A 20967-nucleotide genomic window follows, 5' to 3' on the forward strand; every position below is an offset into this window, starting at 1 on the left:
CACATGTTATCACAAAAGAATCTTCTTGTCAACATTTTTTATGTTTTATTTGAAGAAAACTTTGTGAATTATTGTCGCTTTCTTGCGGCGACATGTGTAATCATATCATATTTTTCAGCAACTTCCCTCACTATATCTTTCATTATCCTAATTTATCTCATTATTTTTATCAATATCTATTAATTTCTCTCTTTTTCTTATAGTGATACGCCTGGAACTGATGAATGGCACAATAGAATTCTTGCATAAAAAATCGAACTTTATCAATGCTTTAATGTTATTTCCTGGATAAAACCTTTTATTCAGAAACATAAAAAAATTTACTATATGTTAAGTTTTTTAATAACCAGTCTACCTTCTAATGAAAAAAATCTTGTGCTATTATATATTCATAAAAAGTAATTAATAAAGGAAGGGTATTATGATAATTGATTCTCATGTTCATTTTGGTACTACTAATAAATTTAATATGCCATCTGAGATACTTTTAGAATCTATGAAAAAGTATAATATTGACTATTCCATTGTATCTAACGTAGAAGCTTGTGAATTTTCCAGTGAATTAATCCCCATCCCTAAAAGCACACCTTGTCTTCAGTTATCTGCTAATGAAAAAACTCTTAATTTAGTAAAAAATCATGCCTATAAGCTAAAAGGACTATTTTGGATTTGCCCAAACAGTGAGAGCTTTGATGATAATATTGGTAACTTTATTTTAGAGAATTCTAAGCATTTTGTGGGGATTAAAATGCATCCATTTCACTCCAACATAGCTATCAGTGACCTTAAATGTGAAGAATACTTAAAATTTGCTCAAAAGCACAAAATACCTTTTGTAGTTCATACTGCCGCTGATGAAAAATCCCATGTCCGTCATGTATATCTTATGGCAAAAAAGTATCCTGATATTGATTTTGTAATGGTTCATATGGGCCTAGGAACAAATAATCTGGAAGCTATAGAATATATATCACAGCTAGATAATCTTTATGGAGATACTACCTGGGTAAGCCTCGAAAACACCTTAATGGCTATCAAAAAATGCGGCAGTGAAAAAATACTTTTTGGTACAGATAGTCCCATAGACGGTATAAATACCTATGACAAATATTTAGAATTAATGGAAGGGTTAAAAAAGAAATTGCCAAAGAAGGATTACGAAAATGTTATGTTTCGCAATGCAATTAAACTATTTAAGCTAAACCTTTAATAATAATTGATTTTTAAAGCCAAAAACACCCAGCAGATTTTCCCATTTCCCGCTGGGTTTTTATTTATGTTTTATTTATGTTATATTAATATGTCCTTTTTTGTGAAAGTTATATGTGAAACTATATAACTTGCTACAATCCACACAATAAACATAATAATTGTAGTACTCAAAGTTATATTAGGATTATCAAAATTAAGCGCAATTTTACCAGTTAATATGGATTCCACATTTCCAAAGAGTACGAATATGAATTTAGCTATATTCTTTAGAGCACTAAACCCTAAGAATATTACAAAAGAAGCAATCATAGAAACTACGCTTATTCCCATTGACACCATGCTGGTCTTTACTAAGCTTGATATTAAGAAAACTACAGATGTACAAGCTATTATATACAATGCCTGTAGTAATATTAACTTTATCAAGTACTTCCATGCTGGAATAAGGTAACCAGATCCTGCTACTAAGTGTATTGGAATGTAGCTACCATCTGTATTAGCGTAATCATAGGCATACTTAAGTCCTACAGTTATAGGATAATTTGCATCTCCAAAGCCACAGAATATACCTACTATTAAATATCCTATTAATTCAACTCCAATTATCAAAGAAACGGCTGAAAGATTTATTGATATAAACTTTGCTAAGAGCACTTTCGTCCTCGAAACTGGCTGTGTCAAAAGTAACTTCATTGTAGGAGGTGTTGCTTCACCAGATACCATATCGGAAGCAAAAACAGCTATTCCAATAGCTAAAAATATTTCTCCTAACATACCAATTATTCCTGATAAATAGGTCCTAGCATTATAATCATATAGTCCTTCAGATTTAATATCATTCTCTAATAAGTACTTTAACCTCTCAATTTCTTTCTCATTTTCCGCTACCGTATAACTATGTTCTAAAGATCCTTTATACATCTCTTGTTCGGATTCTAAATCTTTGATTTGTGACTTTACAATACTTCTCCAATCACCAGACTTTTCTAGCTCAAGTATCTTTTCTAGTCTAGCTATTTCCGCTTTAGTACTTTGTATATCTTCCTCCAAACTCTTCTTATTCTCTTCTGCTTCTGCTGAAGTACTATTATTAAGTATGTTTTCTTTTTCCTCTTCTAGATAATTCAAATGTTCTTTATTATCAGATATTTGAGCCTCTGTACCATAATACTTTTTCATATTTTCAGCGTCCCTGTAACTTATATAAGATATTAAGGCTGTAAGCAACACAAAGGCTATAAGGATAACCCATGTTTTCGCTCTTTTAAAAAGCTTAAAGGTTTCTATTTTAATTAACTTTAGCATTATCGCTTACCTCCTTCTACCAACTCCATATATCTCTGTTCAAGCTGATTATGCTTTTTATAAACCTCACAAACATCTACACCTTTAGTAACCAATTCTCTAATAATATCACAAGCAGCTTCTTTCTCTGAAGTAACAGTAAAGACATCCTCTTCCCTCTTTATGTCTTTTACAGAGTTCATATTAACCATGATATCCTGACTTTTATCCGGATCTTTAGTAACTATAACAAGAGTTTCTCTTTCATTTTTAATTTCCCCACTAGTAATACTTTCAACAGACTTAATTTGTCCATCATTTATAAAGGCTACCACATCACAAAGTTGCTGCACTTCACTTAATATATGGGAGGATACGAAGACTGCTGTATTGGTAGCCTTTGCTGCCTTTCTTACAATTTCTCTAAAATCTATTATTCCCGTTGGGTCTAATCCATTGGTAGGTTCGTCTAAGATCAATAACTTAGGCTTAGATAAAAGAGCTGCAGCTAAACCTAATCTTTGCTTCATACCTAAAGAATACTTTTTAACCTTATCATCGATTCTTCCTTTTAAATTTACTAACTCAACTATTTCATCTACTGCTTTTCTATCTATCCCTCTTATATCTGCTATAATATTTAAATTCTGTCTTCCTGTAAGGTATGTATACAACTCAGGATTTTCTACCACCGCTCCAATGTTGGCCAAAGCCTTTTCCGTATCTCTAACCACATCTTTTCCACAAATTTTTATAGTTCCTTGATCCGGCTTTATTAAACCTACAAGCATTCTAATTGTAGTTGTCTTTCCTGCTCCATTAGGACCTAGAAAACCAAAGATCTCACCTTCATTAATAGAGAAGTCTATACCCTTGATAATTTCTCTTTTACCCAGTCTTTTGTAAACTCCCTGAACTTCTAAAACCTTCATTCTTCTCACTCCTTATATCTATTTTATTTAGTTATAGATACCGCTTATAAACTAAAATTCAAATCTTCATATCTAATATTCTTTTAGAAAATATCCCCCAATAACTGGAACACAGTAAAAATTATATCATAGGCTGTATATAAATACCCAACAAATTACCTTAACAATTTCTTAAAAATTTCTTAAATTATATCAGTTCCTTTGAAAATTTTTGTAACAGCTTAATTATACCAGCATATAATAATTGTATAGACAGCACAACTTGTCTAATAATCTCATCTCTTTGAATTTCTCTTCTCCCATCTATACTAATAAACAGGCTACCCAATTTCTTGAGTAGCCTGTTCTTTTTTAATTAAGCAGAAATCAATTCTTTTACATCCTTATAAATCAGATAGTTTGAAATGCCACCATAGTATCTAACTATACCATCTATAACTACAAAAGGAGCTTCATAATCCAACTCTGTCAGTATTCTAATATCATCATAGTCTAACACATTTATCTTTTTAAGATCATAAAACTCCAGCCTTACCTTTTCTTTTATATCGCTATTATTTATATACTCTATTAATTCCTGATACTGCTGACCTACCGTTTTACTTGCTTTACTGCTGCTAGAACAGCCAGCACAGCCTCCAATAGTAGCTGATTTATTAGCTATCTCAATACCTCCTTTGTTCTTGCAACAAGCACTGCAGCTACCGGATGAGGAACAGCCTCCACAGGCTCTTTCGCTATTTTGAAGCCTTTGATCCCAAAAGCCAAATATATCAATTTTTATCATATCTACCTCCACTTATTTTTTCATGGATTGCCAATCCTGTAAAAACTTCTTCACCCCTGCTTCTGTAAGAGGATGATTTAACATCTGTTGAATTACCTTATAAGGAACTGTAGCTATATGGGCTCCAACCCTTGCAGCCTCTATAACATGTATAGGACTGCGTACACTAGCACATATAATTTCTGTATCAATAGCATGAATTTCAAAAATTTCAGCTACTTCTTCTATCAAGGTCAAGCCATTACTTCCTATGTCATCTATCCTGCCAACAAAAGGACTAACATAAGTAGCCCCAGCTCTAGCTGCCAATAATGCTTGTGCCGCTGAAAATATTAAGGTTACATTAGTTTTTATTCCTTCTTCTGACAACTGCTTAACCGCTTTTAATCCTTCTTCCAGCATAGGTATCTTTATTACTATATTTTTGTGTATCTTTGCTAATTCCCTTGCTTCCTTTAACATTTCCTCTGAACTTAAACCAATAACTTCTGCACTAATAGGTCCATCTACAATTTCAGCTATTTCCTTAACTACCTGTATAAAATCACGGCCTTCCTTAGCTATAAGTGTTGGATTAGTAGTAACACCTGAAATAACCCCCATAGCATTTACCCTTTTTATTTCTTCTATATTTGCAGTATCTAAAAAGAGCTTCATCTCAATGCCTCCTATTAGTTTTCTTTACAATTAATATAGTTTATTAATCCTAATATGGCCTTTAGCCAATGTATAATACCAAAGCACTGAGTATTATGGTTAAAATACCTACAAGACAGGCAAGTACCATATACTTAAAATTTACCTCCTTAGGTTTCAAACCTTGACTATCTTCTAAAGTATCATTGTCACCTATTAAACTCCCAATTCGACGTTCCTTCATGCTTGATTTACTTCTAAAGCTACCTAAAAGAGTTATAGGTCCTAATCCTCCATATATTGCCCCCATAATGAATAAAATATTACTGTAATTAACTGTAGTATGATTTCCTGATAAGAAACAAATTACTCCACCTAAGGCTAAGTTAAAAATAAGAAGAATTAATATTATCTTTATATATTTTTTTAACATTAAAGTATCACTCCCTAGATATATAAAATCCTCAGTTACAAGCTTTTAGTCAGAGTCTAATATCTATTATTATCTTACATTATTCTTGTAAAAAACAAAATAATAATAAAAAAATCAACGAAAACTTATTTAAAAATTGCAAATAAATAGAAAGACCGCCTTCTTGGCGGTCCTTTTACTAGTTTTCACTATAAGCTTTAATTAATTCACAATAAAATCAAAGTTTTTTAAATCGATTACGGCTCCAACCTTAGTTAAAATATCTAATCCAATTGATGCCTTTATTTGTCCACTATTATCTATTGTACCAAAATCAATTTCTATGTCATTAATACTTTGAGAACCTATTTTTATTTCATTAAGCTTTTTTATAAATCCATTGTACTTTTTACCATCGGCACTACAGTATTCCATAATTCTATCTCCAGCTTCCACATGTATCCCCATATCCTCTACCGCATCATATGCTATTATTGAGGTGGCTGCGCCTGTATCTATAACTACGTCATTAATTATCTTTGAATTACCCTTATAGGTAATCTTTATGGATGTAAACAGCAATCCATCTCTATGCTCGATTCTCATTAACTTTCACCTCTGTAGCCCCTAATATTCTTCACTTCAATAAACAAGTTTTCGTTTCCTGTATGATAAACTAAAGTATTCCCTTCTGTTTTAACCAATTCTTTTGTGGCTTCTTCACAATCATCCATAACCTCTATAACAGCTAACTCATCTATGTACTTTTTATTTCCTTCCATATGTGATTCCAATATCTGAAGTTTTATATATTGATCAGGGTAGGTTCTCCTTACCTCTTCCCACTTCACATAATCACCTTCCTTAGTTTATTGTATTTCTTATATATTATAACATATTACTTCATTTAGCAAATTTTTATATGGAACATCCATTTTAATAATAAAATTTAAAGCTCTTTAGAATACTTAAAAAGTATGTATTAATTTATAGAAAATATAGTTTACTTATATAAAGAGCTTAAAGACTATAAGAAAAATCAAGCCTGGAATGCCACAAAAACCTGCAACTAAAATAGTTAGTACATTTATTCCTAGGGTAAAACCATAAAATGTCCCAATAAAATTTGCACATAAAAGAAGTATTAGTCCTAATACACAATTTAATACAATAAACTTAATAAACCTAAAGGTTCTGGAAAAGGTTTTTACTATCAAAAATAAAACAAAAACTACTATTAAAAAGGTAAACAATGGGTCCATATCAAGCCTCCATGTAATATTCTTTTTATATTAATATTATTCATGGAGTTGATATACTACAAAAACTCATCATTTTTAACCATTAGATAGCCTCTACTATAATATTATGTTGCTTAACTCTTATATTTCTTCTCTTTGCCTCGGAAAGTAAAAACTCATATCTAGCTTTTGCAGCCTCTTCTAGGTAAATTGCATAATCTACAAGCTTAGGTTCAGAAACATTTTCAAAAAAATTTCTAGCTAGTTCTATTTGGTTTACGGCATCCTCTATTGCAGTAATTATCTCTTCTTCATTATCCTCTTTTTGGGCGTTATTAAATATGTATTCTATTATTTTCTGCTTATCCATAATTAACCTCCCAATTACATTATATTGAAATTATAGACACATATTATTACTTATATTCACTTTTGGGGTCTAATTACTGCAATCAAATTAAATCCAAATACTCTCCCCAATTATCTCTTGTAAGATTAATTTTTATAATATTACATGCCTAAGATTAATTTTTATAATATTACATGCCGCATTCCGAATTAATTTCACCTTCCTAAAAATATTAATTCTATACACAGTATTTTTATTACAATTATACCATTTTTATTCATCAATTAACAATAATTTTTCTTGAACTTTACATTACTACCAATGAGATTTATCCATTTTCTCCAACACTCTTCGCCATAAGTTTTTTTCTAAAAAGCTCCCCTCCACATTTTTCTCCATATCTAAAAACATTTTATAAGTTACAGAGAAGGACAGCATATCAGGCTCTACCATAGGACGAACTGTAATATCAATTAAGCCCACCACTGCCCTTGGATTTTCCTTTTTAGTTTCCGCATAGGGAAGAAGGAGAAGTGACTGGCAACCTGAGGCAAAGGGTATCATTACATTTTCATATCCTGGCCTATAGTAATTTGCAAGCACTGTAAGAGCTGACAACTGATTTGGATTAACAAAAAAAATAATAATTTCAGGTTTTTCCTTATCTACGTCTACCTGTGATAATGGCTTAAATATTACATACTCATAGGGGATATCTGTTATGGGTAAGCATTTAACAAAATCATCTCCCAACTGAGGATTTTTCTTATATCCTTCCCCTTCAAACTTACCTTCCTTACCTACTGTTAAGAAATATTCGATTCCATCTGGATAATTAGGAAATTGTCCAAAACCAAATCCTACTTTTCCACCATTGCAGGTTACAGTCTTGCGTTCAAAAACAACGGTTTTGCCTTTTGCTGCAGCTATAAATAAAGGAATGGTACAGCTCCGAATACCTTCCTTCCCTTGCAATGCTCCATCTGGCTTTTCATTGCTAAGGAAAACTGCTACTGGCTCATATTTTAAGTCTAAACTTTTAACTAAAGAACTTTTCATATCCCATGCTCCTTCTTTGAAATATATAGTTTACTTAAGGTTGTCAAACATCTTATTTAGCAATACTTTCATTTCTTCAACCTTGCTTTCTTCTATCCCCATAGTTAATTCATCTAACAGATGAGTAACTGTAGAAATTAAATCTTCCTTCAATGCCCAACCAACTTCAGTTAAAAAGATTTGATGGGATCTTTTATCACTTGGATGAGGCTTTCTAATAACCAATCCTTTTGATTCTAGCTTTTCAAGGATACGATTTGTATTTGGCTTATCCTTATAAATTTTATCTGCCAGTTCTTTAGGTGCAATACCTTCTTGCGCCCATAAACAATTAAGTACAGACCATTGCTCTGGAGTAACATTATAGTTTCTTAATCGCTTAAATAATTCATTTTTAAGTTTTGTGTTTAGTTTATTTAGGATGAAGCCTAGTGAGTCTTCTAACTTAAATTGCATTTTTATCACCACCATTTTAGTTGTCATGACAACTTTATTGTACTGCTAGAATGATTAAATTTCAATACGCATCCTTTTTTATAATAAAAGAGGAGAAATTTCAGTAAAATTATTTACCGAAATTTCTCCAAAGATGCTTTCCTATAAAAATAAAAAGTATCTTTTTAAAGTTCTTTTGGTAGTTTGACTAATTCTATTACTTATATACTAACTATTTGCCAATAGATCAATTTTATTTACATCCCATATCCTCTTACATATCTCTTTATAAAGAGACTGCCTTTCAATTAGATTCTCTTTATTGAATTGTTCATAGGGTTTAAAAGGTAGTTGCTCCCTATTCATAAAGCGTAAAAATAAAGGATTATTACTATAGCAGTTTTTATTTAAAGTTCGAGCTAGTAGATTTTCGCTGTCATATTTTATTACTTTCTTACTATACTCCATGTCCTGAAAACTTCTATTTTTATCCTTAGGTAGTATTAATAAACCTCCAAACCTGTTCCTAAAGTCTTTAAATTCTTCTTCCGTTGAGAATTCTAATTGGTGATTGTCCTGGCTATAATCATCAGCCCAAATATGCTCTATATCATATGGATTCCTTTGTTCTCTATTCACATAATTATCAAAACTACTGTTGATTCCACTTTCTTCCTCGATGTAGGAAGTTAATCTAGCTAAGATGTGTAGCATATACCTTCTTGTAAACTGATTTAAATAGAACTTATTAATTCCTTCAAGCGTTAACTCCATATTATTTATATAATTCTTTAATATCTCAGCTAATTCTCTTATATCTTTATTACGTATCATTTTAGTTATGTTAAATACAGTGTATCTAATTGAAGAATAGTCCACCGTTTTAAAGTTGAAAATCCTAATGGATATAAATTGGTCAATAAAACAGGAAACCATTTTTATTTTTTTATCAATAATATCTAGAGTATCATCACTTTTTATTGCCGCTAATATTATTTGATATTGCAAAGTAAATCCTCTATCTGCATTATAAAATACATACTCATAATCCTTGTTAAACTTACTAGAATATTTCTTTAAGCGAATATAAATATCAGCATACATACTGAATTTTTTAAGTACAAAGTTTTCAAAATCTTCACTGCAGTTTAAGCCAATAACAGACTTATTTTCTCTTACCCACTTATGAAATGTAGTTCCTATAATATCAAAGTCCTTGTTCTCCGCATCCCTTTTTCCTTCCCTTATGGTCGCTGCATACTGGGCTCTTAGCCAGTTCTTTATAAAGTCTGCATCTCCATCCTTTTCAATTGATTTTAATTTTATAATTTTATCCTTCCATAAATCATTTGCCTTGTTCCTTATGGTATTATCTTTTATTTCGGAAAGAAGGTAGCCCTTTAACATTTCCGTTGGCGTAAGTCTCAACCCTCTATCATTCATAGTAACAAAAACTTTATGGGCATCCTGTTCCGAATCAGTCCTTATTTCAACCAAACTTACATTGTCTATTAACCATTCAATAAACACTGGTAAGGCAGTTTCCTTTAATTCATCAGGAAAGATTCTCTCAATATCTTTATATCGATTGTAAAGGTGAATAACACTTTCCGACTTTTCATTGATAATGTCATAATCACCTGTTTCAAATAAAGATGCTAAACAAGCTTCCCTTTCAGGGACATTTATGCAAAAAGTTTTTTGTCCATACATCTCTGAGTAAATCAAGTTATCAATATTCACTTTAGGCAAATTTCTCTGTTGCTTTTGAAGATTATTTAAGTAAATGAGGAGCAAGGTTAATGATGATAGTCTCTGCTGTCCATCTATAATTGCATTATCATTGGTGAGGATAATGGGACCTAAGAAATAGTCCCCATAATCCCTTACATCTATCTGCCTATCTCCATCCTTATAGAACTCATTAAACTCGTTAGTTAAATCATCTATAAGTTCTTCAATCTGCTTAGTTTCCCAGTTATATTCCCTCTGATAATACTGAACTGTGTATTTATTATTTAACAACCTTCGTAAATTCACTGCATGGGCTATTATCTTATTCATTATTAATTCACCTCACTCATTTTCTTAAAATCATTTACTGTTTTAGAGACTAAGAATTACTATATTCTTTAAGTTTTTATATTTGTACATATATTCTATTAACTAATTTATCAATTTACTAAATTTCTACTTATAAAGAAATTATATCATATTATCTTCAGACTAAAGTATCTCTAATGTCCCATTTTAAATATAATATAAATGCTCTTATATAACATTTTATGATATTATACTCCATCATATAGAAAAACACTGTGCTTAAATCTCCTACTTAAATAAAAAAACATTAGTTGTTCAGATATAATTATGTACTATTTCACTTCCATCAAAATATAGACATTTATATTAAATACTGATGAAATATATTCATCTATTCAACTCCAAGAGCAAGCCATCTCTCGCTAAAAAGATTTTATAGTTCTTTAATTGTTAGATGCAGCTTTCTTATAACTAATTCCTTGACTTCTGGCTTTTCAAACCTTATATTCAAGTTTGCTTAGAAGCAAGCCTAGTGAATTTATATTTCATTAATAGTTACTATGGCAACCTTATTGCAATTCTAGAATATTTGATTTTCAACATATACATAACTTTTTATCCTTTCAAAATAACAAGAAAACAAAATATATTTTAATATTTTCTGTTAAAAGTCCCTATTTAAATATAATTAGTTCAAGGCGATTCTATGAAAATAAATCTAAAAAACAATTATAATACCTTATATACTCTACTTCTTTACGGCTAACTTCTTTATCACTAACAGTTTCCGATTACCATAAAATTTCTTTCCTAATAGTAAAATCTCTTCTTTCTTCCCTTGTAAAATCCTTTTCAATTAATTTACTATTAGCACTTCCAAAATAATTAATGCTATCTGTTAAATCTTTACCAATATAGATCCATTACCTCAGGGAGTCCATAAATTTTTTCATTAAATATGTTCCTAATTTCAATAGGAACCTCATAGTTATATCTGATTCTAATATTCATCCCCCCATCAATTAAATCAGACCATAATTCTTTATAGGAGATAATGCATAGCTTATGGTTAAAATCGCCATAACCTTGGCATACCAGGGTGTTTCCTTTTTCTTTAGTGCTAACAAAATTACAGGTATATCCCTTTTTAATTGATTTGCCCTTTGCTTAAGATTCATTATAATCCTCGATTCTATGAAAATATTCTTAATAAAAAACATGGCTTACTCAGGATTCTTTAACCCTAATAAACCATGTTGTCTTGTTCAAGTTCTATGAAATATATCTTTTGGAAAATGAAAGAAGCTTATTTGCTATAGGTAACTATGTACCACAAAAAAAGTCCAAATAAAGTTGTCTCACGAGGAGGCCATGAGGGCTTGAAAACACTGGATTGTAGTATATTTACATTTATCCATTTATATACTATTTTTCTTCTCATACTAAAGTAAAGTACTTTTATCAGTTACAAACGAAGGTATAAAATTAAAATAAATTAGTTGTAAATTGAGATTTTGGAATGAAGATGAATGAGTGGTTTTTATCCATTACTCATGTCCATTTTCTCTTCTAATGAATCTATCAATCCATTGATTTATCTTAATTTCGGCCTTGCTCCTTTTTCCTTATCCCTTAAGACTTCTAAGCAAAAAACATGGCCTACAGGGCTTTTTTCTCCATATTAAACCATGTTTTCATAAAACTACTTTATTTACTCCCTTTCATACATTTGAAAACTGAAAGGAGTTTATTTGATTTATACAATAACTTCCTAGCACCCTAAATCTCCTTTCTCCCCTCCAAAGCCTTAGAAAGAGTAACCTCATCCGCATACTCCAAATCTCCACCTACCGGTATACCATGGGCAATACGGGTTACCTTTACCCCTAGAGGTTTTAGGATCTTTGCAATATACATAGCGGTGGCCTCTCCTTCTACATTAGGGTTAGTTGCTGCTATAACCTCTTTTACTTCCCCATTCATTCTAGTGATGAGTTCTCTTAATTTTATGTCTCCAGGACCACGACCGGCCATTGGGGAGATGTTACCGTGTAGAACGTGATATACACCGTTGTACTCTCTAACTCTTTCCATAAACATTATATCCTTAGGCTGTTCTACTACGCATATAACGCTTTTATCCCTACTTGGGTTAGAACATATAGCGCAAGGGTCCTTTTCCGTATAGTTTCCGCAGACTGAACAATATTTTATTGTATCTCTAGCCTTCACCATTACTTGCGCAAATTCCCGTACCTCTTCCTGAGGGCAGTTTAGAATATGAAGAGCAAGTCTTTGGGCAGTTTTATGTCCTATTCCTGGCAACTTTGCAAACTCTTCTATCAATCTTTCTATTAACACCGGATAAAAATCCATCTTTTCAGCCCCTTCTTTTATGTATAATTACCGCCACTTTAAAAAAAAGCTGCCAAGCAGCTTTTTTATCTAAATCAATACCTGATATCCGTTCTGCAATACCTAACAAAAGATATACTATACTTATTATCTGTTATATGATATCTGATATTCCTATTCTGTTCACTAGAACATTCCCGGTATGTTAAATCCTCCGGTTAGCTTTTTCATTGCATTTGCTGTATCATCTTCAGCCTTCTTTAAGGCTTCGTTACAAGCTAACATTACTAAATCTTCTAACATTTCAACATCATCTGGATCTACAACTTCAGGGCTGATGCTAACTTCTACTATCTGTTTCTTTCCGTTAGCTACTACCTTTACAGCGCCACCTCCAGATGTAGCTGTGAATTCCTTTGTTTCAAGCTCCTTTTGCATATTTTCCATTTGCTGTTGAAGCTTTTGAGCCTGCTTCATTAAATTACCCATATTTCCTCCCATTCCTGGGAATCCGCCTCTTGCCATTAAAAAACCTCCTTAATTCTATTATTAAACCTTGTTACTTACTTTCTTCATCCATATCTTTTTTATTATATACTATTTGAAATATTTTTTCCATACAATATACTATTCTCCTTACGGCTCTTATGTGATGGTTAATCAATCGTCTATTATTTCTACCACTTCTTCGCCGAAGGTTTCTAATATTATGTCTTCAGGTCCCCTATCTTGATTTCCTTCTGATTCAATAATATATCTTACTTTAATCCGCTCTCTCAACACATCATAAAAGATATCTTCAACTATCCTTCTATTATCTTCCTTTTCTAATCTTTGCTTGTTGAAAGCATATTCCTTATCATATAAGATTTCCAATACTCCATTGCTGCATTTTATTGGCTTACCTGTGACTAAAGAAGCATATAAAACCATTTGCCTTCTTGCCTTAAAGGTCTCCATTATGTCTCTCCAGGACTTTTTAACCATTTCTAAAGTTACCTTTGAATCTGGGTTTACTTCCGGAACTATTACTGGTGCAGCAACATTAGTAGAAGCCTTTGTTACCGTCTTTCTTTCTTCCTGCTGGGTACCTTGCTTAGTCATAGCCTTTTCCGCATTTACCACTATCTTTCCTTGCCTTATGACCTCTTCCAATCGATTTATACGGGAAAGTAGTACTTCCTTTGAAGTGTCATACTCCACCTTACACATTTTAATTAAGGCTAACTCAAGATATATCCTGCTTTGCCTGCTCCATTTTGCCTGTTCCTCTGCCTCCTGCAGAATCCTTATGCTCCTCATAATATCTTCCATTCTCATCTTTTGAGCTTGCTCAGAAATTTTAGCTATATTCTCTAAAGACATATCTAATATCTCTTCAGGAGTATTGCTAACTTTGGTTATCATAAGATTTCTAAGGTGGGTTATTAGATCCTTAATAAAGGTGTATACATCCTTACCGCTCAATACTACATCATCTACAATACGAAGTGATTCTTCAATGTTTTTATTTATTACCGCATCCATAAGATTTAATAAGTTCTCATTGGTAACAAGACCTAACATGCTTATCAAATTATCATAATCAACTTTACCGCCACCCATGGAAATAGCTTGATCTAGTACACTTAAGGAATCTCTCATAGCTCCGTCAGCAATCCTTGCAACTAGCTGCAAGCTCCTATCCTCAGCGTAAACTCCTTCTTGGTCAACGATCTTTCTTAATCTCTTAAAAATGTCTTCACTCTTTATTCTCTTAAAATCAAAACGCTGACATCTTGAAAGAATAGTTATAGGAAGCTTTTGAGGATCCGTTGTAGCTAATATAAAGATAACATTTTTAGGAGGCTCCTCTAAGGTTTTTAAGAAGGCATTAACTGCTCCGGTAGAAAGCATATGAACTTCATCCATTATATACACCTTATACCTTGCTTCCTGAGGAGGATATTGAACATCCTCTATTATGTCTCTTATATTATCTATACCATTATTAGATGCAGCGTCTAACTCAACTACATCTATAGCTATACCATCATTTATTTTTTTACACATTTCACATTCATTGCAGGGTTCCCCATCTTTAAGCTGCAAGCAGTTTAAAGCCTTAGCCATAATTTTAGCAGTAGAGGTTTTACCAGTACCTCTGGTGCCGCAGAATAAATAGGCATGGGCAGTCCTACCCTTTAATATTTGATTTTTAAGAGTAACGGTTATATGCTTTTGACCCACTACATCATCAAAAGTTCTTGGCCTCCACTCTCTATATAAGGCTTTATATGCCATACTTAGTTCACCTCTTAGCCATCTTTTCATAAACATACTTAATATGATACAATTATATTATACCTAAAATATTAGGGAAACCCAATGAAAAAAGATTTATAGATGTACAATGACAAAGATTTTTTCTATAAATTTCTGTTAACACTTTTTTATTTTTGTAATAGAAGAAAATAAAAAAGGATACTACCAAAATAGTATCCTATAATATACTTTATTAAGTTGGACCGTGCACCTTGCTCTGACAATAGCCTATAAGCGTTACTTACATAGTTAACTCAAACCAGGCTGCTCCACGGCACACGAAAGGGTTCACTTACCGCTGCTTCCTTCCGGACCTGACGGGGTTCATGAATTTCCGTTGCGTGGGACCCAGTTCTCAACGCCACTTTTGTAAGCCAGACCTTACAAGCCAAGGCCTCGGCAAGGAATTCAACCCTGCTGTAGCGGATTGCAGGTTACAGGGCACCGCTAACTCCCCATCTAGCACGGCAAAGTTTTAATGGCGGAGAGAGGGGGATTCGAACCCCCGGTAGAGTTATCCCCTACACACGCTTTCCAGGCGTGCTCCTTCAACCACTCGGACATCTCTCCATGTGCTTTCAATTTTTAAATTTTTATTTATTTCTTGCGACGAGTTTTATTATACTATGGTTCTAATACAAATTCAAGTTTTTTTTATTAATTATTTGTGGAAATCATGGTATATTTATCACTAGCATATAATTTATTATTTATAGGAGGTATTTTTTATGCAGTATCAAATCAAAGGTGATAACCTTCCGGTGGCTATTTGTCAGTTAAGTCCTGGAGAATCTTTAATTTCAGAGGCAGGGGCCATGGGCTGGATGTCTGATAACATTGCTATGAACACAAATATGAAAGGTGGTCTCTTTGGAGGAATAGGACGAGCCTTCTCTGGAGAATCAGTTTTTTTAAACATCTTCACCTGCCAAGGTTATAATGATGGACTGATTGCCTTTCCTTCTTCCGTACCAGGAAAAATTGTAGCAAGACATTTAACTCCTGGAGAAACTATAATATGTCAAAAAGGTGCCTTTCTTGCCGGTGAACCTTCTTTGGATATAAAAATACATTTTAAAAAGAGATTGGGAGCAGGTTTCTTTGGTGGCGAAGGCTTTATATTACAAAGAATTACTGGACCTGGCTTAGTTTTCTTAGAATTAGACGGACATATTGAGGAATACTCTTTAGCTCCGGGACAAAGATTTATAGTAGACACTGGTAATGTGGCATTTTTTGACTCTTCTGTTCACTTTGACATACAAATGGTTAAAGGTTTTAAAAATATACTTTTTGGTGGTGAAGGACTATTCCTAACAACCTTAACGGGCCCTGGTAGGATATATCTTCAATCTATGCCTGTTCAAAACTTAGCCTCCCGTATACTAAACTTTCTACCTGACTCTTCAAAATAAATTTAGCAGGAGGTCTCCTTTGAGGCCTCCTTTTATTTCCACCTTGATACAGCCACTTTATTATTGAGGCTAAAATATGTTCATGGTATAATTATAGTATGGTTTACGAATTTTTCCCAATTTTGAGGTGAATTATGGAATACACTCTTTCAAAGCTATATGAAGCGCAAAATCTTCAAAGCTTTTTTGATAGTTTATTTGATGCCGCTTATATAAGCTGTAAAATTATTGCTGATAATGGAAATATTCTTGTAGAAAGTGGTCTTAAAGATATATGGAATAACTTTCAAAGGTTAAATGTAGAAAATCATATTCTTACAGATTTACTATCTGGCAAGAAATACTCTTACTTTAAGTGGCAAGATCAATTAATATTCGGTGGAATACCAATTAATATACACGAAAAATATAAAGCTACCCTTTTCTTTGGGCATTTTTTCCCACTTGAAAACTCTTGGGAAAAGATTGTTAACTTTATGCTCAATGTGGTATCAGTGCTTGAAAAAATAGGCTTTGATACCATTAAAGGTGAATATTTGAATAAAGAAATCAACTCTAACTATCAAGAGTTAGAAGCTACCTATGAAGAGTTGGTAGCTACAGAGGAAGAATTACGAGAACAATTTGAAGAATTGCAATTTAGCAAGAAAAAACTAAAGCAAAGTGAGGAAAGATACAAACTAGCCCTACTTGGTTCCCACGATGGTATATGGGATTGGGACATAGTAAATGATTCATACTACTATTCAGAAAAATGGGCAAATATGTTGGGCTATACAAAGAAGTCTTTACCTCTTGGCAATAAATCTTGGAAAGAATTAATTCACCCTATGGACTTGGAACTATTCGAAAAAGCAGTTAATGATTACATAACTAAAAAAACAGATCGATATAAATGCGAATATAGAATTAGACACAAGGACGGTTTTTACATATGGGTTTCTGATGTAGGAGCTGCAACTTGGGATGAGGACGGAAGACCAATTAGAATGGTTGGTTCCCATACAGATATTACAAAACAGAAGAAAGCTCTAGATAAAATTCATCAATTAGCCTACTACGATGATTTGACTAAACTTCCAAATAAATATTCACTTAAAGATCAAATAAATAAATTTTGCAATGATAATACTAAGTTTGCTGTAATTTTTATTAGTTTAGATAATTTTAAGTCTATAAACGACCTCTTTACTCATACCATTGGAGATACTCTCTTAAAAAAATTATCTTCTGAGTTATCCTCTCTTACAGAAGGTGATGATCAATTTTTATATAGATGGGGCGGAGATGAATTTGTTATTCTTCTAAAAAATGTAGATAATGACTCTGACTTTATTAATTACCTAGATACTTTATCCAAACTAATTAACAAGACCATAACTATAAATGAAAACGAGATTTACCTTTCCGCTAGCATAGGCGCTTGTCTATATCCACGGGATGGTAAAAATCTTGATGAGTTAATAAAAAACGCTACCGCCGCTAAGTACCATGCAAAAAAATTAGGAAAAAACACCTATAAAATATATAGCCCTGATTTATCTCTTGAGGTAATGCAGCAAATTGCCTTAGAAAGAGAATTGCGACTAGCTCTTAAAAGAAATGAATTTCAGGTATATTATCAACCTCGAATAAGTATAAGAGACAACAAATTAGTTGGCGCTGAAGCATTATTGCGCTGGATAAAGGCTGATGGAACTATAGTTCCTCCACTTAAGTTTATTCCCAAGGCTGAAGAAACAGGACTTATAGTGCCTATCGGAGAGTTTGTCATTAAATCCACCTGCCAACAATTAAAATCATGGATGGATAAAGGCTATTCCGATTTAACGGTTTCTGTTAATCTTTCCGTTAAGCAAATAGAAGATCCAAATTTAATAAACATTATCCGTTCTACTATAAAAGAAACAGGCATCAATCCGGCTAATATAGAGTTTGAAATAACAGAAACTGCCGCTATAAATGACCTAAACCAAACTTTAAATTTACTAAGAGAGCTGAAAAATATGGGAATTAAAGTGTTGCTGGATGATTTCGGTACAGGATATTCCTCCTTAAACTTTTTAAGACTACTTCCGGTAACTACTATTAAGATCGATAAATCTTTCATTGATAAGGTTTTAGAAGATTCTATGGAAAGAACCATCGTTCAATCCCTAATATCTCTAGCTCATGCAATCAAAATGAATGTAATTGCTGAAGGTATTGAAGATCTTAGTCAATTATACTTTTTGAGAGAAATTCTTTGTGATGAAGCTCAAGGCTTTTACTTCAGCGGACCTGTACCGCCTGAAAAGTTCGAAAAAATAGTGAAGAATACCTATAAATAATCCACATAATTTTGAAAAAGTTGATGAGCAATATTTTAAATTTGTTCATCAACTTTTATATTACTTATAATTCACGTGTAAAAGTTCTACAGCACAGCTAATATATTGAAACAAGTTTGAAAATTCTTGCTTTATATGATATAGTATATGTATATATTCTTATTTTCATCATGTTTAAAATTTAAGGAGGTATCATTAATGGACGACCCTGACACTGTCAGTAGTATCTTACTAATCTTAGCACTGCTATTAGTTAATGCTTTCTTTGCAGCAGCTGAGATGGCAATTGTATCAGTAAACAAAAACAAAATCAACTCGTTAGCAGAGGAAGGTAATAAGAAAGCTTTGGCATTAAAGAAGCTTACAGCTGAACCTACCAAGTTTCTTTCAACTATACAAGTTGGAGTAACCTTGTCAGGATTATTTGCCAGTGCTTCTGCAACTACAGGTATTACAACTCAATTGGACAATCTGTTGCAAAAGATTGGTGTGCCTTACAGTGCACAGATATCTGTGGTTATAGTAACAATTATTCTTTCCTACTTCACATTAGTATTCGGTGAGCTTTTCCCTAAGAGATTGGCCCTTCAAAAATCTGAAGCCGTTTCTATGTTCGCAATAAGGCCACTAGTATTTGTTTCTAAAATAACATCACCTTTTGTAAAGCTTCTTTCAGGCTCTACAAACATCTTAGTAAAGATATCTGGAATAAAAACAGATAATTTGGAAGAGGAAGTATCAAAGGAAGAAATTAAATCATTAATTGAAGTTGGACAAGAACAAGGTGTTATAAACGAAACAGAGAAGGAAATGATAGAAGGTATTTTCGATTTCGACGATACTTTAGCAAAAGAAGTTATGACTCCTAGAACGGATGTCTTTATGATTAATATTGAAACACCTATAAATAAAATCAAAAAACAAATCATGGAAGAAAACTTTTCAAGAATACCTGTCTATGAAGAGGATTCGGATAACATAATTGGTATCCTTTATATAAAAGACTTCTACGCAGAGGCTTTAGAAAAAGGATTAGAAAATATAAATATTAGAGAAATGCTTAGAAAGCCTTACTTTGTTCCTGAAACTAAAAATATAGATGACTTATTTAAGGAATTACAAAATACCAAAAATCATATGGCAATACTAATAGATGAGTACGGCGGCTTCTCCGGTATAGTAACTATAGAAGACTTAATAGAAGAAGTAATGGGTAATATTTTAGATGAATATGACGAAAGTGAACCGGACATAAAGAAGCTGGATTCAAATACTTATTTAGTAAACGGCTTACTGCCTATTAGTGAATTAAACGAATATTTACATCTCTCCTTGGAATCAGAAAATACTGATACTATCGGAGGATTCATAATTAACCTCATGGGAAGTATACCAACAAGCAATGATTGCCCTGAAATAAAATATGAAAACTTAACTTTCAAAATTGAAGAAGTTAATGAAAAACGAATAGAAAAGTTAAAACTTTCAATTGATAATTAAATAGAAAAAGGCTCTTTGAAGAGCCTTTTTATTATTCTTCTAATTTTCAGGATTCATCATAGTTCCAATAAATAATGGTAGGTTAGTTTCATTATCTATTATGGCATATATGAATGGACGATCTAAAAATATCTCATGTTCTGGAAATTCTACAGCGCAGTCTAAAAATCCAACATCACTTACAGCTCCCGCCTTTGTTCCTAAGTCATCTACTCTAATAAATGTTTTGTGAAATACGTAGTCAACATAAAGTTTTGTATCTCTAGTCATTTCAGAAAAATCTGCTTTATTTGAATCAAAGCACTCAACTAATCCCATTTGCATTAAAGAATCTTTTAGTTGTTTACTATAACTTGCTTTGAATTTGGGCAAGGACACTCTCACATCTTCAGAAGACTTGTTTTCCATGAGCTTAATAAATCTTTCTCCAGATAATGAATCTATATAGCTATCTACACTAACTTCTTCATTAGGCAAAAGAGCTAAAAAGCTATACTTGCCATTTTTATATGGCTTTATAAATCCTTCAGCCTTATCATCTTTAATATAATAACTTTCTGTAGAAGTCATAAACTCTACCTTTTTTCTTGTTCCGTCTTCTAACCTAAATTCTCCTTCATCAATTTCTCCATTTTCATAAGGAACTTGCCATTCATCTTCAAAATAAACAGTA

The 20967-nt window shown here is 32.4% G+C and carries 21 protein-coding genes, 1 tRNA gene and 1 other RNA gene; 4 read left to right on the forward strand and 19 right to left on the reverse strand.

Going from position 1 to position 20967, the window contains the following annotated elements:
* Positions 1–421: 421 nt before the first annotated feature.
* Complete coding sequence (locus tag N3C_RS12950; RefSeq protein ID WP_074366439.1) at positions 422–1210, forward strand: amidohydrolase family protein; 789 nt, start codon at positions 422–424, stop codon at positions 1208–1210.
* 80 nt (positions 1211–1290) lie between these two features.
* Here the strand turns inward: N3C_RS12950 and N3C_RS12955 are convergent, their stop codons facing one another.
* The 18 genes from N3C_RS12955 to N3C_RS13040 form a co-directional block, all read right to left on the reverse strand.
* On the reverse strand, positions 1291–2517 hold the full coding sequence (locus tag N3C_RS12955; RefSeq protein ID WP_083604560.1) for an ABC transporter permease subunit: 1227 nt from the start codon (positions 2515–2517) through the stop codon (positions 1291–1293).
* Positions 2517–3428, reverse strand: a complete 912-nt coding sequence (locus tag N3C_RS12960) for an ABC transporter ATP-binding protein (protein ID WP_074366441.1) — start codon at positions 3426–3428, stop codon at positions 2517–2519. The genes N3C_RS12955 and N3C_RS12960 overlap by 1 nt, the downstream gene beginning before the upstream one ends.
* Positions 3429–3783: 355 nt before the next feature.
* On the reverse strand, positions 3784–4215 hold the full coding sequence (locus N3C_RS12965; RefSeq protein WP_074366442.1) for a hypothetical protein: 432 nt from the start codon (positions 4213–4215) through the stop codon (positions 3784–3786).
* Positions 4216–4227: 12 nt separating this feature from the next.
* Complete coding sequence (gene fsa, locus N3C_RS12970) at positions 4228–4872, reverse strand: fructose-6-phosphate aldolase (protein ID WP_074366443.1); 645 nt, start codon at positions 4870–4872, stop codon at positions 4228–4230.
* Positions 4873–4933: 61 nt separating this feature from the next.
* A complete protein-coding gene (locus N3C_RS12975) occupies positions 4934–5284 on the reverse strand; it encodes a hypothetical protein (protein ID WP_074366444.1) in 351 nt (116 codons plus the stop codon).
* 201 nt (positions 5285–5485) lie between these two features.
* Positions 5486–5869 (reverse strand): retropepsin-like aspartic protease, encoded by a 384-nt coding sequence (locus tag N3C_RS12980; protein ID WP_074366445.1) that lies wholly within the window; start codon positions 5867–5869, stop codon positions 5486–5488.
* Entirely contained in the window at positions 5869–6114 is a 246-nt protein-coding gene (locus N3C_RS12985; RefSeq protein WP_074366446.1) for a hypothetical protein, read from the reverse strand. The genes N3C_RS12980 and N3C_RS12985 overlap by 1 nt, the downstream gene beginning before the upstream one ends.
* Before the next feature lie 156 nt (positions 6115–6270).
* The gene (locus N3C_RS12990) at positions 6271–6525 is read right to left on the reverse strand and encodes a pro-sigmaK processing inhibitor BofA family protein (protein WP_074366447.1); all 255 of its coding nucleotides are present in this window, start codon (positions 6523–6525) and stop codon (positions 6271–6273) included.
* A gap of 82 nt (positions 6526–6607) precedes the next feature.
* On the reverse strand, positions 6608–6874 hold the full coding sequence (locus tag N3C_RS12995) for a YaaL family protein (RefSeq protein WP_074366448.1): 267 nt from the start codon (positions 6872–6874) through the stop codon (positions 6608–6610).
* 294 nt (positions 6875–7168) lie between these two features.
* Complete coding sequence (locus N3C_RS13000; RefSeq protein ID WP_074366449.1) at positions 7169–7912, reverse strand: DUF169 domain-containing protein; 744 nt, start codon at positions 7910–7912, stop codon at positions 7169–7171.
* A 30-nt stretch (positions 7913–7942) separates the two neighbouring features.
* Positions 7943–8368 carry a MarR family winged helix-turn-helix transcriptional regulator gene (locus N3C_RS13005; protein ID WP_074366450.1) on the reverse strand — a complete coding sequence of 142 codons (426 nt, stop codon included), beginning with the start codon at positions 8366–8368 and terminating at the stop codon, positions 7943–7945.
* Between the two features lie 207 nt (positions 8369–8575).
* A complete protein-coding gene (locus N3C_RS13010) occupies positions 8576–10411 on the reverse strand; it encodes a DUF262 domain-containing protein (RefSeq protein WP_074366451.1) in 1836 nt (611 codons plus the stop codon).
* A gap of 1001 nt (positions 10412–11412) precedes the next feature.
* Positions 11413–11568, reverse strand: a complete 156-nt coding sequence (locus N3C_RS15140) for a YkvA family protein (protein ID WP_178377829.1) — start codon at positions 11566–11568, stop codon at positions 11413–11415.
* Positions 11569–12169: 601 nt separating this feature from the next.
* Entirely contained in the window at positions 12170–12766 is a 597-nt protein-coding gene (gene recR / locus N3C_RS13020; protein WP_074366452.1) for a recombination mediator RecR, read from the reverse strand.
* 165 nt (positions 12767–12931) lie between these two features.
* On the reverse strand, positions 12932–13270 hold the full coding sequence (locus tag N3C_RS13025; RefSeq protein WP_074366453.1) for a YbaB/EbfC family nucleoid-associated protein: 339 nt from the start codon (positions 13268–13270) through the stop codon (positions 12932–12934).
* 135 nt (positions 13271–13405) lie between these two features.
* On the reverse strand, positions 13406–15028 hold the full coding sequence (dnaX, locus tag N3C_RS13030; RefSeq protein ID WP_074366454.1) for a DNA polymerase III subunit gamma/tau: 1623 nt from the start codon (positions 15026–15028) through the stop codon (positions 13406–13408).
* 224 nt (positions 15029–15252) lie between these two features.
* An RNA gene (ffs, locus tag N3C_RS13035) (signal recognition particle sRNA large type) lies at positions 15253–15517 on the reverse strand.
* A gap of 11 nt (positions 15518–15528) precedes the next feature.
* Positions 15529–15619 (reverse strand) — tRNA-Ser (locus N3C_RS13040).
* 158 nt (positions 15620–15777) lie between these two features.
* Here N3C_RS13040 and N3C_RS13045 point away from each other — a divergent pair.
* The 3 genes from N3C_RS13045 to N3C_RS13055 all read left to right on the forward strand — a co-directional run bounded on the left by N3C_RS13045 (position 15778) and on the right by N3C_RS13055 (position 20294).
* Positions 15778–16464 (forward strand): TIGR00266 family protein, encoded by a 687-nt coding sequence (locus tag N3C_RS13045; RefSeq protein ID WP_074366455.1) that lies wholly within the window; start codon positions 15778–15780, stop codon positions 16462–16464.
* 134 nt (positions 16465–16598) lie between these two features.
* Positions 16599–18794, forward strand: a complete 2196-nt coding sequence (locus tag N3C_RS13050; protein WP_074366456.1) for a bifunctional diguanylate cyclase/phosphodiesterase — start codon at positions 16599–16601, stop codon at positions 18792–18794.
* A gap of 198 nt (positions 18795–18992) precedes the next feature.
* Positions 18993–20294, forward strand: a complete 1302-nt coding sequence (locus N3C_RS13055; RefSeq protein ID WP_074366457.1) for a hemolysin family protein — start codon at positions 18993–18995, stop codon at positions 20292–20294.
* 39 nt (positions 20295–20333) lie between these two features.
* Here the strand turns inward: N3C_RS13055 and N3C_RS13060 are convergent.
* Positions 20334–20967 (reverse strand): serpin family protein (locus N3C_RS13060; protein WP_278281143.1); only part of this gene is annotated, 634 nt, incomplete at its 5' end.

The sequence above is a fragment of the Clostridium sp. N3C genome (assembly GCF_900095445.1).
Classification (GTDB): domain Bacteria; phylum Bacillota; class Clostridia; order Clostridiales; family Clostridiaceae; genus Clostridium_AU.

Coding starts and splice junctions, on each gene's coding strand:
- N3C_RS12950 (WP_074366439.1), top strand. CDS start 422: ATGATAATTGATTCTCATGTTCATTTTGGTACTACTAATAAATTTAAT.
- N3C_RS13045 (WP_074366455.1), top strand. CDS start 15,778: ATGCAGTATCAAATCAAAGGTGATAACCTTCCGGTGGCTATTTGTCAG.
- N3C_RS13050 (WP_074366456.1), top strand. CDS start 16,599: ATGGAATACACTCTTTCAAAGCTATATGAAGCGCAAAATCTTCAAAGC.
- recR (WP_074366452.1), bottom strand. CDS start 12,766: ATGGATTTTTATCCGGTGTTAATAGAAAGATTGATAGAAGAGTTTGCA.
- N3C_RS12955 (WP_083604560.1), bottom strand. CDS start 2,517: ATGCTAAAGTTAATTAAAATAGAAACCTTTAAGCTTTTTAAAAGAGCG.
- N3C_RS13055 (WP_074366457.1), top strand. CDS start 18,993: ATGGACGACCCTGACACTGTCAGTAGTATCTTACTAATCTTAGCACTG.
- N3C_RS15140 (WP_178377829.1), bottom strand. CDS start 11,568: ATGAATCTTAAGCAAAGGGCAAATCAATTAAAAAGGGATATACCTGTA.
- N3C_RS13010 (WP_074366451.1), bottom strand. CDS start 10,411: ATGAATAAGATAATAGCCCATGCAGTGAATTTACGAAGGTTGTTAAAT.
- N3C_RS12980 (WP_074366445.1), bottom strand. CDS start 5,869: ATGAGAATCGAGCATAGAGATGGATTGCTGTTTACATCCATAAAGATT.
- fsa (WP_074366443.1), bottom strand. CDS start 4,872: ATGAAGCTCTTTTTAGATACTGCAAATATAGAAGAAATAAAAAGGGTA.
- dnaX (WP_074366454.1), bottom strand. CDS start 15,028: ATGGCATATAAAGCCTTATATAGAGAGTGGAGGCCAAGAACTTTTGAT.
- N3C_RS13005 (WP_074366450.1), bottom strand. CDS start 8,368: ATGCAATTTAAGTTAGAAGACTCACTAGGCTTCATCCTAAATAAACTA.
- N3C_RS12995 (WP_074366448.1), bottom strand. CDS start 6,874: ATGGATAAGCAGAAAATAATAGAATACATATTTAATAACGCCCAAAAA.
- N3C_RS13025 (WP_074366453.1), bottom strand. CDS start 13,270: ATGGCAAGAGGCGGATTCCCAGGAATGGGAGGAAATATGGGTAATTTA.
- N3C_RS12990 (WP_074366447.1), bottom strand. CDS start 6,525: ATGGACCCATTGTTTACCTTTTTAATAGTAGTTTTTGTTTTATTTTTG.
- N3C_RS12975 (WP_074366444.1), bottom strand. CDS start 5,284: ATGTTAAAAAAATATATAAAGATAATATTAATTCTTCTTATTTTTAAC.
- N3C_RS12965 (WP_074366442.1), bottom strand. CDS start 4,215: ATGATAAAAATTGATATATTTGGCTTTTGGGATCAAAGGCTTCAAAAT.
- N3C_RS13000 (WP_074366449.1), bottom strand. CDS start 7,912: ATGAAAAGTTCTTTAGTTAAAAGTTTAGACTTAAAATATGAGCCAGTA.
- N3C_RS12960 (WP_074366441.1), bottom strand. CDS start 3,428: ATGAAGGTTTTAGAAGTTCAGGGAGTTTACAAAAGACTGGGTAAAAGA.